The sequence below is a fragment of the Ruegeria denitrificans genome (assembly GCF_001458295.1).
GTDB lineage: Bacteria > Pseudomonadota > Alphaproteobacteria > Rhodobacterales > Rhodobacteraceae > Ruegeria > Ruegeria denitrificans.
This window is the reverse complement of the sequence record NZ_CYUD01000007.1, coordinates 12894-30484: the sequence shown is the minus strand read 5'-3', so window position 1 is coordinate 30484 and position 17591 is coordinate 12894. Positions and strand designations below refer to the sequence as shown.

At 57.6% G+C, this 17591-nt stretch carries 10 protein-coding genes; 2 read left to right on the top strand and 8 right to left on the bottom strand.

All coding sequences use genetic code 11. The annotated features are described in order from the left end of the window. Nucleotides 1-127 precede the first annotated feature (127 nt). Nucleotides 128-946, bottom strand: a complete 819-nt coding sequence (locus RUE5091_RS11650) for a sulfotransferase family protein (protein ID WP_058282100.1) — start codon at nucleotides 944-946, stop codon at nucleotides 128-130. Between the two features lie 141 nt (nucleotides 947-1087). On the opposite strand from RUE5091_RS11650, the gene RUE5091_RS11645 reads away from it, so the two are divergent. Then, complete coding sequence (locus tag RUE5091_RS11645) at nucleotides 1088-2665, top strand: DUF5928 domain-containing protein (RefSeq protein WP_058282099.1); 1578 nt, start codon at nucleotides 1088-1090, stop codon at nucleotides 2663-2665. Nucleotides 2666-2701: 36 nt separating this feature from the next. On the opposite strand, the gene amaB is transcribed toward RUE5091_RS11645, so the two are convergent. Further along, nucleotides 2702-4213, bottom strand: coding sequence for an L-piperidine-6-carboxylate dehydrogenase (amaB, locus tag RUE5091_RS11640; protein WP_082643638.1), 1512 nt, complete (start codon nucleotides 4211-4213; stop codon nucleotides 2702-2704). Between the two features lie 3 nt (nucleotides 4214-4216). After that, nucleotides 4217-5323 carry a saccharopine dehydrogenase family protein gene (locus tag RUE5091_RS11635; RefSeq protein ID WP_058282098.1) on the bottom strand — a complete coding sequence of 369 codons (1107 nt, stop codon included), beginning with the start codon at nucleotides 5321-5323 and terminating at the stop codon, nucleotides 4217-4219. 399 nt (nucleotides 5324-5722) lie between these two features. Here RUE5091_RS11635 and RUE5091_RS11630 point away from each other — a divergent pair, with 399 nt between their 5' ends. Further along, nucleotides 5723-9349 carry a flavoprotein gene (locus RUE5091_RS11630; protein ID WP_058282097.1) on the top strand — a complete coding sequence of 1209 codons (3627 nt, stop codon included), beginning with the start codon at nucleotides 5723-5725 and terminating at the stop codon, nucleotides 9347-9349. On the opposite strand, the gene RUE5091_RS11625 is transcribed toward RUE5091_RS11630, so the two are convergent. The 5 genes from RUE5091_RS11625 to RUE5091_RS11605 all read right to left on the bottom strand — a co-directional run bounded on the left by RUE5091_RS11625 (nucleotide 9346) and on the right by RUE5091_RS11605 (nucleotide 17544). Then, a complete protein-coding gene (locus RUE5091_RS11625) occupies nucleotides 9346-10509 on the bottom strand; it encodes a hypothetical protein (protein WP_058282096.1) in 1164 nt (387 codons plus the stop codon). The genes RUE5091_RS11630 and RUE5091_RS11625 overlap by 4 nt on opposite strands. Before the next feature lie 16 nt (nucleotides 10510-10525). Continuing rightward, nucleotides 10526-13789 carry an adenylate/guanylate cyclase domain-containing protein gene (locus tag RUE5091_RS11620; protein WP_058282095.1) on the bottom strand — a complete coding sequence of 1088 codons (3264 nt, stop codon included), beginning with the start codon at nucleotides 13787-13789 and terminating at the stop codon, nucleotides 10526-10528. Nucleotides 13790-13905: 116 nt separating this feature from the next. Further along, nucleotides 13906-15615: an ABC transporter ATP-binding protein gene (locus tag RUE5091_RS11615; RefSeq protein ID WP_058282094.1), complete on the bottom strand. Its 1710-nt coding sequence runs from the start codon at nucleotides 15613-15615 to the stop codon at nucleotides 13906-13908. 4 nt (nucleotides 15616-15619) lie between these two features. Then, nucleotides 15620-16570: an ABC transporter permease gene (locus RUE5091_RS11610; RefSeq protein WP_058282093.1), complete on the bottom strand. Its 951-nt coding sequence runs from the start codon at nucleotides 16568-16570 to the stop codon at nucleotides 15620-15622. Further along, entirely contained in the window at nucleotides 16567-17544 is a 978-nt protein-coding gene (locus RUE5091_RS11605) for an ABC transporter permease (RefSeq protein WP_058282092.1), read from the bottom strand. The genes RUE5091_RS11610 and RUE5091_RS11605 overlap by 4 nt, the downstream gene beginning before the upstream one ends. Between the last annotated feature and the right edge of the window lie 47 nt (nucleotides 17545-17591).

The following is a 17591-nucleotide window of genomic DNA, read 5'->3' as shown; positions in this document are numbered from 1 at the left end:
GTGGCTGCGCCAATGCTACGTTCGTCCTTGGGCCCGGTGCTGCGCAAAGCGCGGCACCGGGCCCAACCAGAGGAGATGTCTCGTCAGAGGCGTAGACGATGGGCGGGAGCACCGACCTGGTCGCAGGTCAGTCGCCCAGCTTGGCGTGAACCTCATCCAGATCGATCTCGCCTATCGGCATCTTGTTCGCGGGGTTTTCAAAATCGTATCTGAACAGCTCAAAATCCTGTTTGTAGATTTCATAGACCAGATGCATGGAGAGATCGTCAAAATAATCCTCGACCGGATGCGCGCGTTTTGGACCGTGCCCTTCGGATTCGTTGAACCGTGGAATTTCTGACAGGCTGACCGCGTGGGGCGTGTCCAGGTTATCCAGCACCCTCTGCATTCCATCGCTGAATTTCTCGGTCCAGAAAATGCGGTCGTAGCGCCCGCCATTCACGATGAAGGTCGAAACATGACCCGACATGGCTGACCAATGAATATCCGGGTCCATCGGCCGACGCCAACGGATTGTATCCCTTGCAAACAACAGAAAGCGGCGGAAGCTGGCGACCTGGTCAAACTCACCCTTGCCGTCATCGCCGCCCACCTCGATCCCGTAATTATAGATCAGCGTCGGCACCAGATTGCCGCGATACCGGCTGCCGTTCCGCTGGATACCGCAAATCTTGTCGAAGAATGAGCTTAGGATACGAGTGTACGGGTTGCGCACGCAGGTAAATGAATAAGACGTGTGATTTTGAACATTGTTCGAAATCTTGCCCTGACTGCTGTCAAAGGCCCATTTATGCATTCCGCCCTTCGCGTCATGGATATCTCCATCAAAGAATCGGCCGTGGTCCGAGTAATACATGATCTGCCCAATGGTCGAACACGCGCATTTCGGCACGACACGATAAACCATGCTTTCACTTTCGGTCATCCATGTGCCGGGAAAACCCATTCTCTGCGCCTCCTAAACGGATCAGAATTCATTAAACACAATCGCTTTTGCCCACACAGAACCAAAAATATTCTGTTTATTCAATCGCTCATCCTCAGTATCAGGGTGCAAACAGGCAGAAACGAACTTTGCGAAGGCAATATGGCAAAGATTGCTTACATTCTACTGTGCCATAAGGACCCTGATGCGATCATCGCGCAGGCTGAGCAGTTGACGGCTGCAGGCGACTGCATGGCCATCCACTTTGACGTGCGCGCCAGTAAAGCAGCGTATGACCGCATTCGCAACGCGTTGAGGGACAACCCGAATGTGGCTTTTGCCGCCAAGCGCATCAAGTGCGGTTGGGGCGAATGGTCATTGGTACAGGCAACCCTTAATGCGGTTCAAGCGGCGGTGGATGCATTTCCGCGTGTCACCCATTTCTACATGCTGTCCGGCGATTGCATGGCGATCAAAACCGCCGAATACATCCATTGGTTTCTGGACGAAAACGACAAGGATTTCGTTGAAAGTCACGATTTCTTTGCCAGCAACTGGATCAAGACCGGCATGAAAGAAGACCGGCTGATCTATCGCTATTTTTTCAACGAACGCACGCAGAGCAGACGGTTCTATACCGCCTACAACTTGCAGAAACGCTTTGGCCTGACGCGCGAGATACCGGCGGATTTGCAGATCATGATCGGCAGCCAATGGTGGTGCCTGCGCCGTCGCACGGTCGAAATGATCCTCGATTTCCTGCAAAAGCGCCCGGATGTGGTTCGCTTCTTCTCAACCACATGGATTCCAGATGAGACATTTTTCCAGACCCTCGTCCGCCATCTAATCCCGAAAGAAGAAATTGAAAACCGCACGCCGACCTTCCTGATGTTCTCAGATTACGGGATGCCGGTCACCTTTTACAACGACCACTATGACATGCTGTTGGGGCAGGATTACCTGTTTGCCCGCAAGATCAGCCCCGAGGCGCATGAGTTGAAAGAGCGGCTGGGTCAGCTCTATTCCAGCGAAGGGGTCGACTTCCAGATCTCGGATGAAGGGCGCAACCTTTATGGGTTCCTGACCGGGCGCGGGCGCGTCGGCCGCCGCTTTGGAAGACGATTCTGGGAGGCCGGGAATACGTTGGGCTCTGAACGTGAGCTTTTTCTGATCACCTGCAAAAAATGGCACGTGGCCAAGCGTCTGGTCGATCAAATTGTGTCCGAGACCGACATCCGCTGTGTCGAATACCTGTTCAACGAAGAAGACACCCTGCTGCCCGATCTGGGCGGTATCGAAACAACTCTGGCCAAACGCTCTCGCCACCGGCGCGCGGTCGTGCGGATGTTGTTCGACCATTTCCAGACCGACAAGCTGGTGCTCTGTGTGGACCCGGGCAATTTGGATATCATTCAGGACTTCTGTTCGGATCAGGCCAAAACCCACGTTCTTGAGATCGAGTGCGACTATTCCGATGACTATCTGATCGGCCACGCCCGCCGGGTTGGTCTGGCCGGTGAAACCAGCCCGACGGAAACCGTGACGCGCCTTGTACCAGCCCTGCGTAATTCGCTGGCCTATGAATCCGAGTTGATCCGGGGCGCGGGGTTCGACGGATACTTGCGTATCCGCGAGACGAGCACACACGCCCAGAACGAAGCAACAGTTGCCAAGTTTCTGGGTGTCTCGGATGACAAGGCGCAGGCCGTCATGCGACTGGATTACTTATTCGCGGATTGATCCGGCGGCACCCATTGATGCCGCCGGAAGATTCGATCAGATGTCGAACTTCACACCTTGGGCAAGTGGCAATTCCGCCGAATAGTTCACGGTATTTGTCTGACGCCGCATATAAGCCTTCCACGCGTCCGAACCGCTTTCACGTCCGCCACCGGTTTCCTTCTCGCCGCCGAATGCACCACCGATTTCGGCACCCGAAGGCCCGATATTGACGTTGGCAATGCCGCAATCCGACCCGGCTGCGGTCAGGAACTGCTCGGCCTCGCGCATGTTCAGGGTGAACACGCAAGAGGATAGGCCCTGCGGGACGTCATTCTGAATCGCGATGGCATCGTCAAAATCGTCATAGCCCATGACATAGAGGATCGGGGCAAAGGTTTCGGTTTTCACTACATCACTCTGACCGGGCATTTCGACGATGGCGGGTTCCATGTAGACACCGGCAGGCACATTTTCTGTCACGCGGTTACCGCCAAACACGGTGCCGCCTTCGGCCTCGGCCGCTTTCAACGCCGCGGTCATTGCGGCGCCCGATGCCTCATCCACCAGCGGACCGATCAGAGTACCCTCGGCCAGTGGGTTACCAATGGGCAGCCCGGAATAAGCCTTTTTCAGACGGCTCACCAGCTCTTCACGGATCGAATTATGGACGATCAGACGACGCAGCGTGGTGCAGCGTTGTCCAGCAGTACCCACGGCCGAGAAAACAATCGCCCGCACCGCCATTTCCAGATCGGCCGAAGGGCCAACGATCATCGCGTTATTACCGCCCAGCTCCAGAATGCATTTGCCAAACCGCTGCGCCACAATAGGAGCCACCGCGCGACCCATACGGGTAGAACCCGTGGCCGAGACCACCGGCACATCCTCGCTGGCCACCAGCGCTTCGCCCAGCGCGGCACCGCCGATCAGGGTTTGCAACAGGCCTTCGGGCGCGTCGCCGAACCGGGCCAGTGCGCGTTCAAAGATTTTCTGGCAGGCCATCGCTGTCAGCGGAGTCTTCTCAGACGGCTTCCAGATCACAGTGTCGCCGCACACCAGCGCCAGCGCTGCGTTCCACGACCAGACAGCAACGGGGAAGTTGAAAGCCGAGATCACACCAACCGGACCCGCCGGGTGCCAGGTTTCCATCATCCGGTGGCCCGGACGTTCGGATGCAATGGTCAGACCGTAGAGCTGGCGCGAGAGACCGACGGCAAAGTCGCAGATGTCGATCATCTCCTGCACTTCACCCAGACCTTCAGAGGTGATCTTACCAGCCTCCCAGCTGACCAGCGCGCCCAGATCGTCCTTAGCTTCGCGCAGTTCTTCGCCCAGCAGGCGGATCAACTCGCCCCGGCGCGGTGCAGGCACAGTGCGCCATGCCTGGAAGGCCGCTTTCGAACGGGCAAAGATGGCCTCTATTTCGGAAACCGGGGTTTCATGCACTTCGGCCAGCAGGCCGCCGTCAATCGGCGAAGTCACCTTGAGCGTGCCGCCGGTCAGTTCGGCCTCGGTCAGGTCCAGATTTGCCAGGGTGGTTTGCGCAGTCATCACGATGTCTTTCATATCTCAGGCCGCCTTGTTCTGTTCAGTTACATCACCGGCGAGATAGAGCCGGCCAAATTCGGTGTTGAGGAAATCGGGCAAGCTCACCCGCTCCTGCCGGATAAACCCTTTTGCGGGCAGCCCCCCGGTGCGCATCAGATCGACCACGCCCAGAACGCCTGCGGCGGTGGTGACCTGAATGGCGCTCCAGACCTGGCCGTTGAGGGTTCGGGCAAAGCTTTTGTTGATCAGGGATTTCTCGCGCAGCGTGCCGTCGATCATGCCCTTGGCGGTGCAATAGACCAGCACCACGTCCTGATCGGTGCGCGGCAGGGCGGTTTCGAAAATATCCTTCAACAGATCGCGGCGGCGCTCCAGCCCCAGATCCTTGAGCAACAGCTTCAGGATATCGCAATGGCCGGGATAGCGGATCGACCGATAAGACACCGCCCGCGCCTTTCCCTCAAGCGTTTCGGGCAGCGTGCCCAACCCGCCGGACGTGTTGAAGCATTCGTACTCAACCCCGTCATGGCCCAGCACTTCGTAATCTTCCAACGGCGCGGTTTTCACGCGCTCGCCGTTGACGATAGCATCGCAGGGATTGCAGTACTCGTTGATCAGCCCGTCAGTCGACCAGGTCAGATTGTATTTCAACGCATTGGTCGGATAGAGCGGCAAAGCACCAACCCGCATATGCAGGCTGTCCAACTCATCAAATTCGGCCGCCAGCGACGCGCCAGCAATGCCAACGAACCCCGGTGCCAGACCGCATTGCGGCATGAAGGCGGTATCGCTGTCCTCGGCCAGTTCGCGCACCGCATTGGTGGCTGCAACGTCTTCGGTCAAGTCAAAGTAATGCGCGCCTGCGGTCTTGGCCGCCTTGGCGATCTTCGGCGTCAAAAAGAACGGAGCAGCCGAGATCACGGCATCGAAGCCACTTAGTCCCTGGGTCAGTTGCGCTTCATCCCCCACGTCGATCTGCCGGGTCGCAATGCTTTGCTTGTTCAGCACTGACAGCGCTGCCAAATCGCGATCAGCGACGGTGACCGAATAGTTCGATGATGCTTGCAGCAGGCTGGCGATCATCTGACCGATCTTGCCTGCCCCTATGACACAAATATTCCAGCTCAAAACGCGCCTCCTCTTTCGTTTATGAAAAGTATGGGGCGTTGGCTGTTCGATCCGCAGGGGTATTCTTGACGAAAACGCGGAAAGATGCGTCATTTTGACGTAAAATCCGACATATTGTTCAGTATGTAGCTGGCAGAAAGCGGGTGGCAAAAGCCACAATCCGAACTCGTATAGTCAAATCAACAACATCGGTGATTTTTGTCTCCAAATGCGATACGGTGCGTCCTATTGGGCCCATTTGTTCGCGCTGAGCGTGCGCGTTCTGTCGGCCCGGCCAGTGCAGAATCCGTCGGGCCGGTCCCTTATTTCTGTTTGACCATCAGACGCCTGACACATGCCACAAGACGCAGCATTGGTTCTTTGACGACATTCACGGCTTAGTTCAGGGGGGGAACAGACGTGCCTAAAGACCCGATTGAAAACACTATTTCCTATCATCCAACCGAATCCGAATGGGCATTGATACAAGAGGTTCTGCCCGCCGATGATCCAACTGTAATCCAACCGCATTTCGAGTGTTTCGAGGTGGCCGAGGACACGATCCTGCCATCCCAGGGCATGTATGTGGTTCTGGATGGCGAGGTACATCTGCGGCAGGACGAGACAGTTCTCGCAACGGCCGATACAGGCGATTATTTCTACGAGGAACATCTGGAGATCTTTGATATTCCCGTCAGCCTCGAAGCTTTGGCCACACCCGGCACCAAGCTGGCTTATCTGTCCAGCAACCGTTGGCTGGAAATTCCGACCGATATCCGCGAGGCCTGCTATGACACCCTGTTCGGCGATCTGGTCAGCGTGCATCTGCAAAACTTTCAGCAACCCATCAATTGCTGCAGTGTGACGGCGGCAGCGCTGAGCATGTCGGCGCTGGGGTTCAGTTGCGAGGTCAACGATATCTTTCGCGAATGTGCTTTGCCCACGTCTTTCGTGGTCAATGACGGTATCTCGCTGGGTGAACTTTACGACGTCGCCTGCACTTTTATCCACTCGCAAGACCTGCGCGACAAGGTACAGGTTCAGGCCTATTTCATGGATGAGGCCACGACCTCGGTCGAATTGCTGCTTGAGGCGATCGACGAATCCAACCGGCTGGGTGGGGATAACGACATTCTGGTGGCGAATTTTCAGGTCGGTGTGGCCCATGGCAAACCGACCATGCCGGGCGGCCACTTTGCCATCATCGCCAAGTGCAATCCCAGCACCGGGCTGGTGCATATGATGGATGTGCACCCCGAGAAATACGGCAAGCTTTGGGTTACCACTATCGACCGGCTCTGGGCCGGGATGTCGGACCGCGACGGAACCTCGATGCGGTCACGGGGCATCTTGCGGTTCTCGGCGCGTGAGGCGGTAAAGACCAACCTGCAGACCCTGCAGCAGGACTGCAACTATGTGGACAGCACGTTGTATCTTGCCAAGGACCCCAAGAAACGCCGCAACCTGTTCCGACGAGCCAGCCCGAACATGAACTCGCTGGGTGTGCTGGCGGAAAGCCTGGCGATCCTTGGGGATGCACAGGTCGATGAAGACAAGCTGCTGATCGCCACCCAAACCGATTTCACAGATGCGCTCAGCCGGGTGTCGACCACGAAACAGATGCACGCTATGGCGCGACGTTATCTCAGCCAATCCCCGGACGTGCATCTGGGCAGTACCTTCCAAAGTTATGCCAAAAGCAAAGGCGGAGACGACAAATCCCCGGAAGACTGGTTCCGCGCTCAACTGCACAGCCTGAACGCAGAACAGGATCGTCATCTGATGATCAATATCGACTTCAACCGTGTACTGGGGTTTGAAGTCATACGCCCGCCCGAGAACGTGTATCGCGAAACCGCCTTGCTGGAAGAATTCTGGTGTCTCTGCATCGCGTATGACGAGGACACCGATCTGGTGACTGTAGTGGATATGAGCCCCGCGACCTCGCAAGTCTGGCAGGCCCCGCGCGGGCACGTTTTCCGTGGTCTGCGCGACCTCAAGAACCCCGCCATGCTGGTGATCGAGGAACAGGAACCGCCCGAAGATCCCACTGACGTGGCGCGCATCGTGGCAAAGAACGAGATCGTGCTGTTCTATGCAGACGAAGACCCATGGTCTTACATGCTGCGCAGTATGTTGCGCAATATCGGCATCACCACGGCTCGGCTGATCGACATCGAAGGTCACGGAGCGAATGTGATGAAGATGCGTCGACAACTGACCATGATGACCGGCAAGGAAAAGGTGCCTTACCTGTTTTTCCAAGGTGAATGCCTGGGAAGGCGGAAAGACATCGAGGATGTGGTGCTTGATGGTAGCTTTCAGCGGCGCGTCAAAGAGGCTGGGTTGCCGGTATTGCTGCGCCATGAATCCCCTAGCCTGGATAAGAACATCTTTGGCTATCCAAAGGGCGGACTTACGGACGCCCCCAGTGAAAAGCGCAACGTGCTGCTTTGCGCCTGCGGATCCTCGGCAGCGGACAAGGTGCCGGATTTGGTGAAGCTGATCAAAGAGGCTGGGCATAACGTCAAACTCATCCCGTCTGTATCGGCCGAGAAGTTCTTTCGCGATATCGAAGTAGAGGAGGAATCCGGAAACGTCAGGACGATCCGACCCAAAACAATTGAAGACTACATCTCGCATCACGATTATTACCGTGACGATGACGAGTGGAACTTTCGTTATACTGAGTTCGGCATGCCCTTGCGCGCCTCGCATCTGGCGCTGTGCGACTGGGCCGATTGCGTGATCGTGGCGCCGGTGACCTGCAACACGATGGGCAAGATCGCTAACGGGATTGCCGACAACTTGCTGACCTCGGTATTTGTGGCGTGGCAATACCGGAACAAACCGGTGATCCTCTGCCCCGCCTGCAACACCAATATGTGGAACAACATCACCACCCAGAACAATGTCGAAAAACTGCGCGATCTAGGTATTGATCTGGTCGGGCCGCGCAAGGGGCGGCTGTCCAACGGCATGATGGGGATCGGTATGATGGCCACCCCGGATCAAATCATGGAGGTTCTGGACGAAGCCTTCGAGGAACTGGCCGATCAAGAACACAACATCTGCAAATGGGCGCAAGAGGCCGCCGCCTCGGACGAGTTCGCACAATGGGATCGGGTGTTTCAGGCCATCGATAACAGCATGGCCGGGATCGACATCGTCGACGACAGCAACGGTGATACGCTGCTGCACTATGCGGCAGGCGGCGAAGGTGAGATGAACGAGAGCGGGCTGGATCTGGGTAAGCCCGACCTTGAGGCCGCGCAGGCGCTGATCGACCGTGGCATCAACGTCAACGCCAGCAATGACCACGGCTTTACCAGCCTGCATGTGGCGGTGATGAACAACTCGGTCGAGATGGTGAAAATTCTGTTGGGGGCTGATGGCATCGACGCCAGCGCGTGCATTCACTTCCTGCAGAACCCCAAAAACGCCAAGGACGCCAAGGTCTCGGATGAGATACAGGCGATGCTGGACGATTGGGCCAACACCCACACCCTGACTGAATTGGAGGAAGAGGACGAAGGTGACCTGATCGAGGATCGGGAAAAGACTTTCCTCTACTTCACATATGGGTCGTTGAAGAGGGGGTTCCCGAACCACGACGCCCATGCTGAAGTGCTGGATGATTTCGTGGGCGAGGCCATAACACGCCAGCGCATGCCCCTGATCGTGCCGCACGAACCGTTCTGCGACAATCCAAACTGCGGATTTCTGCATCGAATGGCCACGCTGGTCGATCAGAAGGGCCGCGGCAAGGCAGTGCGGGGCGAGGTCTATCGCGTCTCATCCACTGGGATGAAAGAGCTGGACAAGCTTGAAGGTTATCACGGCCCTAACTCGCCCGAGAATGTCTATGTCCGCAAGCGGATCAACGTGTTGATAGATGGCGTGAAAAAGCCCGCCTATACCTATGTGATCGCGCATCCGACCAAGTATCTGGACGAGTGGGAAAAGGGGACTTCAGGGATTGTGGCGGATTACACGCTGGACATGGCCACTGGCACGCCAAAACCGGGGTACCAACCGCTCGCCTAGTTGTGGGTTTCGATCACGGTCTCATCCTCAGGCCCCGCCTTGAGGCTGAGGTTGTAGCCCGTGATCGCCACCATACACAGCAGAACAAATGGCCAGAACGCGGCCTTTGGGTACAGGTTGTCCCTGTAGTGGATGAACCGCAGGGACGGCACGGCTTCCGACGCAAACAGGTAGGTGTTGATCGAGACCGCCAGCAACAGAAAATACATCAGGAAAAAGAACGACTCCATGTAGATCACCGGCGATCCGGCAAAGCCTTCGCGCAATTGCACATGGGCCAGCAGAATCACAAAAAACAGGACTGAACAGGTACCAATCACGCTGGAGGTGCTGAAATCATGCCGCTCGACCAGTTCGGGGCGACGGGTCACGGTCATCACCGCGCCGAACAACAGCATCGTGACCACGATCAGAGGGACCATGTGGACGATGAACGCGTTCCCGAAATTTCGTTTAATAACGAAGTTATAGTGCAGCTCGGGCAGGTTGGTCTGAAATTCGTTTTCGCCGATACCCATCGTCGTATCCAGATCGGACAGGCGATAGTCAAAGTAAGTGTTCTCACGCTCCCACGTGCCCATGACGATGCGAGGATCTATGCCGAAGATGTCATTGGACCCAGTGGCAGGATAGGACGTAAAGTCAGGGATTAGAGCCACATTCACGTCAAACTCACCGGGCCAGAACCGAACCCAGACTGTTTTGTGATCGAAAGGGTAACTGGTGTAGTCAAAGCTCTGCCGCAGGGTCTGTTCAAAATACCAGCCAATCAGGGTCGCACCGTCCTGATCCATGCGATACGCCTCTTCGATCACGCCATTCGCGGCGTCGACAGCCTCGGGCAGGATGAAACCCACCTCTTTCTTGGTCGGCTTGATCGCGTCATGAACGCCGTCTTCGTAGTGCTGCCAGACATAACCGCTGACATGCACATCGCTGGCGCCGGTAAAGCTGAAGGACTTGATGAAAATGCCAGTTTTCACCTGGTAATCGGGCACATTGCCCAACTTTTGCAAATAGTCATCGACTGAAGCCTGATCCGGCAGTTGCGTCGGGTCGCCCTCGAAATGGTTTAGGGCGACAAGAAGTTTGAACAACAGAACTCCCAGAGCAAAAGTCAGGACACCGGAAATCCACCAAACCTTCTTTTCGATGCTCATTCAGCCCCTCGCCTGCCTAGTTCAACCGTCCGACCAGAGACTGCGTGATGCCCATCTCGGCAAAGCGCGCGCCCAGCGCTTCGAATTCCTCGTGCGCGTCCATGGGGATGCCCCACCCTCCACACGCGGCCAGAACCCGTGCGTGCTGTATCGACAAGTCGACCATCGGCAAGGGTTCACCGGCGGTGAATTTCGCCAGCGCGTCAACATATTCAGTCGCCCTGTCCCATTCCTGTCGCGTCAACATGACGGCGCTGGCATCGGGATAGAAATGCAAGTGGCTGTGTCCGACACAGCCTTCGGCGATGATCTGTGCACCCAGTTTCAGATGCTGATCCTGTTTGTTAGGGTCTTTCTCAGCCATGGCCAGCGCCGACAGTGCCTTTGGTCCTACGAAATTCCGCCCATGTTCCAGCGCGATATCGACAGCCCGCTGACCGGTCTCCCGAGCCGCGTCCAACTGCCCCGCGTAGACTTGTGTGCGGGCCAGATGCTCTAACGCCTGCGCCTCAAGCCGTTTCGCACCAACACGGTTGGCAATTTCGGCTGAAACTGTGAACGTCTCCAAGGCCTGATCCAACTCGCCCAGAAAAGTATGCGCTACGCCCAGACAGGTCTGGGCTACGCATTCCGGCACAAAGGCAAAGTATTTTTGGGACACATCAATGGCTTCCTGTGCATCCAGTTTGCCTTGCGCCACATCACCGGTATAGCTGCGCGCCACGCTGAGATTGTGCAGGTTCGCCGCCAGATCGCGCACCAGCCCCTTTTCGCGCGCCCGCTCCACCGCCTGAGTATAAAACCCCGATGCAGTCTGCATGGTCGCATTCATGAAATTCGCATCACCAAATCCGCTGAGCGCGCCAACCTCAAGTCGTGCAGATTCCAGCTTTCTGGCCAGTGTTAGAGCCTTTTCGTTGCTTTGCAGCGCATCGTCGACCCGACCCAGCGGGAAGTACACATTGCCACGGACATAATTGATTTGCGCAATGTCCCGCTCCGATCCGGATCGCTCTGCGGCGATCTCGGCCGTGTCGAGGCTTTGCAACGCTTCTTTGTACGAGCTGGCCTGCCGAGCGGCCTGCGCCAGCCCGATATGGGCACGGGCGGTCTGCTCATCCGTTTCGGCCAGATCGGCGGCTTCTTTGAATTCGCGCAGGGCGTCATCCGACAAGCCCTGCAACCGGTGGGTTTCCCCACGAGCACAGAACAGATCGAACCGCACGCCGGATGGTGCGGGCAGTTCCAGCGCCCGTTCGATCAAAGGGCTGGCATCGTCGAATTGGAATGCCTGGATCAATTTTTCAGCTGCTTCCAGATAGGCCTGCGCCGCATTGGTGGCACCCGCCCGGTCCAAGTGCTGAGCGCGCAGGGTGGCGTCGCGATCCTCGAACCATTTCGCAGCCTGACGGTGCAGCCGCGCGCGCTCGGATTTCACCAGCGTTGCATAAGACCCGTCGCGGATCAGCGCGTGGGCAAACATCAGATCGGTTCCCGCCTCGCGGATCAGGGCGGACCGGATCAGGGTCGAGGTATCCAGATGCCCCTCACCCAGAACAAAGTTCAGCACCTCTGGCGAAAACCGCTGCCCCAGCACCGAGGCCGCCTGAATCGCCGCCCGACTGCGCCGATCCAGTGCATCCAGACGCGACTGCACGATGCCCTGAATACTGCCCGGTACGGATTCGCGTTTCAGCACATCAATATTGCGCAAGAGTTGCTCAAGAAACAGAGGGTTGCCCCCGGCGCGTCGCACGCAGGCTTCCAGCAGCTCGGGGTCTACGCCGGTGAACTCCTGAACCAGCTGGCGGGCCTGCTCATCCCCCATCGGCGCCAGTTCCAGTTTCGAGATCAGCGCCCCCTCGGTCCCCATCTGCCATTCACGGTTAATCGGATCACCCTCGACCCGGCTGGTCATCAACAGCACGCAAGGTAAATCGCGTGTGGTCGCAGCAATATGGGCGCAAGCGGTCAGGATTTCGGGGGCAGCCCAGTGGATATCTTCAATCTGGATCAGCATCGGCGCGTCGCGGCTGCGAGCGGCAATCAGTTCGTCGATCACTTGCCGCCGTCCGCGCAGGCGGGTGGCGTTATCCATTACCGCATAAACCTCGGCCAGGCCGGGGTCCTGATCCAGTTCCAGCAGGGCGTTCAGATGCGTCGCGTTGGACGGCGACACCCAGCCTTTGTTCACCGCATCCTGTGCCATTGTCGCGCAAGTGGCAGCATCATCTATGGCCTCAAGCCCCAAAATACTGCGCGCAACGGACTGGATGGCTGAATGCCCCTCACGCGCGCCGAAATCCATGACGACGCCGTTGTGGATCGAGTAGTTGAGACCTGCGGCCATCTCAGCCACTTGTTCGGACAAGTGGGTTTTGCCGATGCCCGGCTCGCCCAGAATGATATGTACCTCACCTTTTCCGTGCTGCTGGCAGCGATCGAACGTGGCCGAGAACAGCGACATCTCACGCTCGCGCCCGACAAAGCGGTGCCGGCGCGAGCGGATGTTGCGGGCCATCCGGTCCAGCCGCCACAGCTCGACCGGCTCGTTCAGCCCCTTGATGGGCTTTTCACCCAACGACTCACCGACGAAAAGCGGCCCTAACGCACGCTGAATGTCATGCGACACCAAAGTATCACCCGGCGTCGCCATATCGGTGATGCGCGACGCCAGGTTCACACCGTCGCCCGTCACCGTATATTCTGTATGCGCCTGACTGCCGGTAGTGCTGGCGATCACCTGTCCCGACGCGATGCCGATGTGACACGACAGCGGCGGGTTCAAACCGGGCAGCACCGCATGGATTTCCAACGCCGCCCGCGCCGCCCGTTCGGTATCATTGGTGTGCGAGATCGGCGCGCCGAACACCGCCATCACCGCGTCGCCGATATGCTTGTCGATCCGACCACCGAATTTCTCGACCACATGATCCACCTTGGCGAAAAACGCGTTCAGCAGTTCATGCATGTCCTCGGCATCGAGTTCGCTGGTCAGGCGCGTAAACCCGGTCAGGTCGGCAAACATGACCGTGACCTGCCGCTTGGCGGGTTCCAGCGGGGTTTCCGGCTCATAGGGTTGAACGGTTTCGATCGTCTCAAGCTCTGCAATCGCGCGCAGCAGCCTGCGGCGGTCTCCGACAGCGGTCACTCCGATTTCGATCAGGTCTTCGCCCGTCAGATCGGGCAAAATTGCGAAATCAATTTTGTTATCCAAAAAGGCTTGCGCATAGTCAGATAGTCCAAGTGCGCTTAGCCAGTCCCTAAGGTCCTGAGACATGTCGCCCCTCTGAAGCCCCCAACTTCAGTGACAGACCTAGCACAGCAGACCCGCCTGAGTCTGCAATGGTTAACGAAATTAATGTTTATGTACGCCCAGATGTCCGAATTGGGGCCTCAGAGTTCGGCACTCAGCCCCTCGGTCGACAGATCATCCAGTCTGGGCATCAGCCGCAGCAATTCACTGGCGTAATCCGTCTGCGGGTTGGCGAACAGGTCGTTGGTCTCTTGCAACTCGACAACTTTGCCCTGTTTCATCACCGCCACCCGGTCGCACATCTGACGAACAACCGGCAAGTCGTGGCTAATGAACAGCAGCGTCAGGCCCAGATGTTCCTGTAGGTCTTTCAGGATGTTCAGGATCTGCGCCTGAATGGACACATCCAGCGCGCTGGTCGGTTCGTCGCAGATCAAAAAGCGCGGCTGAGTGGCCAAGGCACGCGCAATCGAGATGCGCTGACGCTGCCCGCCCGAGAACTCATGCGGGTATTTCAGCCCGGCCTCATGCCCCAGTCCGACCTGATCCAGCAGTTCATCGACGCGGCGTTTTACATCGGACCCTTCCATCAGCTTGTGATGGCGGATTGGCTCGGCCACGATATCGTCTACCCGCATCCGAGGGTTCAAAGACGAATAAGGGTCCTGAAAGATCATCTGGATGTTCTTGCGATACGCATCCAGCGCGGCCCGGTTGGTCAGGTCGCTGACCACCTGCCCCTCGAACGTGATGGTGCCGCCATCAACTGGGTAAAGCCCCGCAATCATCCGTGCCACAGTGGATTTACCCGAGCCGGATTCACCCACAACCCCAAACACCTCTCCCGCGCGGATATCAAAGCTGACATCATCCACTGCAGTAAAATAGGTGCGGTCCCAAGGGAGCAGGCCTTTGCGCTGCAGGAACTTCTTGGTCAGATTGCGGATCTCGAACACCGGTTTGGTGGTGTCGTTGTCCACCTTGGGCCAGTGCCGCGCCATGTCGTCAATGGCAAACCGAGTCTCGCGACCGCCATAGCTGATCTGCGGAAAGCGGTGCAATTTCAGCGTCGGGCGCGGCACGGCGGCGATCAGCGACTTTGTGTATTCGTGGCTGGGTTGACCCATGACCTGCGCTGTCGGGCCGGTTTCCACCACTTTGCCCGCATACATCACCGTCACCTTGTCGGTGGTGTCTGCGATCACGCCCATATCGTGGGTGATCAGGATGACACCGACCTGCCGTTCAGTTGCCAGTTCCTTGATCAGGTCCAGAATCTGCGCCTGAACTGATACGTCCAGCGCCGTTGTCGGCTCATCCGCGATGATTACATCCGGTTCGGTGCACAGGGCCAACGCAATCACCACGCGCTGGCGCATGCCGCCTGAAAACTGGTGCGGGTATTGATCCAACCGGGTGTCAGGATCGGGGATACCCACACGGTCAATCAGGTCACGGGCGCGTTTGTTGACCTCGGCGTCCGAACCACCCAAATGGGCTTGAATGGTCTCAACCAATTGCTCGCGCACTGTGAACAGAGGGTTCAGCGAGGTCAGCGGGTCCTGAAAGATCATCGAGATCTTCTTGCCGCGCAGCCCGCGCATCGCTTCGGTATCCAGACCGCTGATCTCGTCGCCGCTCAGCTTGATGGTGCCGCTGGCAATACGGCCGGGTCGGTCCAGCAGACCCATGATAGCCGCACCGATAGTGGATTTACCCGCGCCGGATTCGCCCACCAGACCGTGGATTTCGCCCGGCTCAACGGACAGGTCCACGTGGTCAACGGCGGTGAACAGTTGGCGGCGCGTCGGAAATTCGACCGTCAGGTCGTTGATCGTCAGAAGGCTCATGTAATCACCGCAGCTTGGGGTTCAGCGCATCGCGCAGCCAGTCGCCCAGCAGGTTCACAGACAGGGCCAGCGCCAAAAGGGTGCAGGCCGGAAAGAACAGGATCCACCACTCGCCCGAGAACAGGAAGCCCTGCCCGATGCGGATCAGCGTGCCCAGAGACGGTTGGGTCGGCGGCGCACCGACACCAAGGAAGCTCAGCGTTGCTTCGGCAATGATCGCCAATGCCAGTGATATGGTGGCGATCACCAGAACCGGGCTGAGGACGTTGGGTAGAATGTGGCGGAACATGATCGGAATCGACCCGCGCCCGATCAGGCGCGCGGCCTGCACGTATTCCTTGTTCTTTTCCACCAGTGCCGCGCCACGCACGACACGGGCAAACTGCACCCAGTCTGACAGGGCAATGGCTATGATCAAAACATAAATTGCCATCTCGTTGCGGTATTCCGGCGGAGTCACGCCTTTCGCGATACCAAAGATAAGCATTGCGACCAGAATGGCTGGAAAGGTCAGCTGAACATCGGCAATTCGCATGATCAGCGTCTCAACCCAGCCGCCGAAATAGGCGGCGACCAGCCCTAGGATCACGCCGATGATCATTGCCAACAGCACCGCTGCTGCACCGACAAACAGGGAAATGCGCATACCATACAGGATGGTCGAAAACACGTCGCGCCCTTGATCGTCAGTGCCCAACAGAAAGGTGTCCTGCGTGAACGCATTTGGTGTGCCCGGCGGCGTAAACCCGTTCATCAGGTTCAGCGATGCCGGGTCAAACGGGTTATAGGGCGCGATCAGCGGTGCAAAGATGGCTGCCAGCACAAGGATGACCACCACAACCGAGGCGATGATGGCAACCGGGGAATGCCGGTAGGACCATGCAAAATCACTGTCCCAGAATTTGTCGAAACGCGACTTGGGCGCGGGTGGCGGGGTTTCGATGGTATCGGTCATGTGGCCCTCGCGTCGACACGCAGGCGCGGGTCAATGGCATAGTAAAGAAGATCGACAATCAGGTTGATCGTCACGAACATCACCGAAATCAGCATCAGATAGGCGGCCATGACGGGGATGTCGACAAACTGGATTGCGTTGATGAACAGCAGCCCAACGCCCGGCCACTGGAACACCGTTTCGGTGATGATGGCGAAGGCGATGATCGACCCCAGCTGCAATCCGGTGATGGTGATCACCGGCACCAGCGTATTCTTCAGCGCGTGGCGGAAGTTGATCACCCGATCCGACAATCCGCGGGCGCGGGCAAAGCGGACGTAATCGGCGCGCATCACCTCAAGCATTTCCGACCGCACCAGCCGCATGATCAGCGTCATTTGATACAGACCCAGCGTGATCGCCGGCAGAATCAGCGCCTTCAGGCCCGAGGCCGTCAGGAACCCCGTCGACCAGTTGCCGATCTTAACTGTTTCGCCCCTCCCAAAGCTGGGGAGGAGGTCCAGTTCAACCGAAAAGATGTAGATGAGCAATATCCCGATCAGGAAGGTGGGCAAGGACACCCCAATCAGGGATATCGTCATGATGACGTTCGCCGCGACCCCTTGTCGTCGGATCGCGGTAAACACGCCCAGCGCGATCCCCAAGGTAATGGCCAAAAAGCCCGAGACAAAAGCCAGTTCCAGCGTTGCAGGCGCACGCTCGGCAATGATGGTCGAAACCGGACGTCCCTGACGGTACGAGACACCAAAGTTTCCCTGCACCGCGCCTTGCAGGAACTTGAAATACTGGACCGGGAAGGGCTGATCCAACCCCAACTCGGTGCGCAGCCGCTCAATGTCGGCCTGCGTGCGTTCCTGCCCCAGCATGTTGTCGATCGGATCGCCGACAAAGCGGAACATCGAAAAGGCCACCAAACCCACGACCAGCAGCACGATCACGGATTGGAACATCCTTCGGACGATATATGCGAACATTCGTTTCCCTCGTTGATCGGTCTCTCTAGGCTGGCTTTGACCAGTTG

Bases quoted from the DNA above. Each gene is read 5' to 3' on its own strand.
- RUE5091_RS11650 (WP_058282100.1), bottom strand. From the start codon at position 946: ATGGGTTTTCCCGGCACATGGATGACCGAAAGTGAAAGCATGGTTTAT.
- RUE5091_RS11645 (WP_058282099.1), top strand. From the start codon at position 1,088: ATGGCAAAGATTGCTTACATTCTACTGTGCCATAAGGACCCTGATGCG.
- amaB (WP_082643638.1), bottom strand. From the start codon at position 4,213: ATGAAAGACATCGTGATGACTGCGCAAACCACCCTGGCAAATCTGGAC.
- RUE5091_RS11625 (WP_058282096.1), bottom strand. From the start codon at position 10,509: ATGAGCATCGAAAAGAAGGTTTGGTGGATTTCCGGTGTCCTGACTTTT.
- RUE5091_RS11620 (WP_058282095.1), bottom strand. From the start codon at position 13,789: ATGTCTCAGGACCTTAGGGACTGGCTAAGCGCACTTGGACTATCTGAC.
- RUE5091_RS11615 (WP_058282094.1), bottom strand. From the start codon at position 15,615: ATGAGCCTTCTGACGATCAACGACCTGACGGTCGAATTTCCGACGCGC.
- RUE5091_RS11610 (WP_058282093.1), bottom strand. From the start codon at position 16,570: ATGACCGATACCATCGAAACCCCGCCACCCGCGCCCAAGTCGCGTTTC.
- RUE5091_RS11605 (WP_058282092.1), bottom strand. From the start codon at position 17,544: ATGTTCGCATATATCGTCCGAAGGATGTTCCAATCCGTGATCGTGCTG.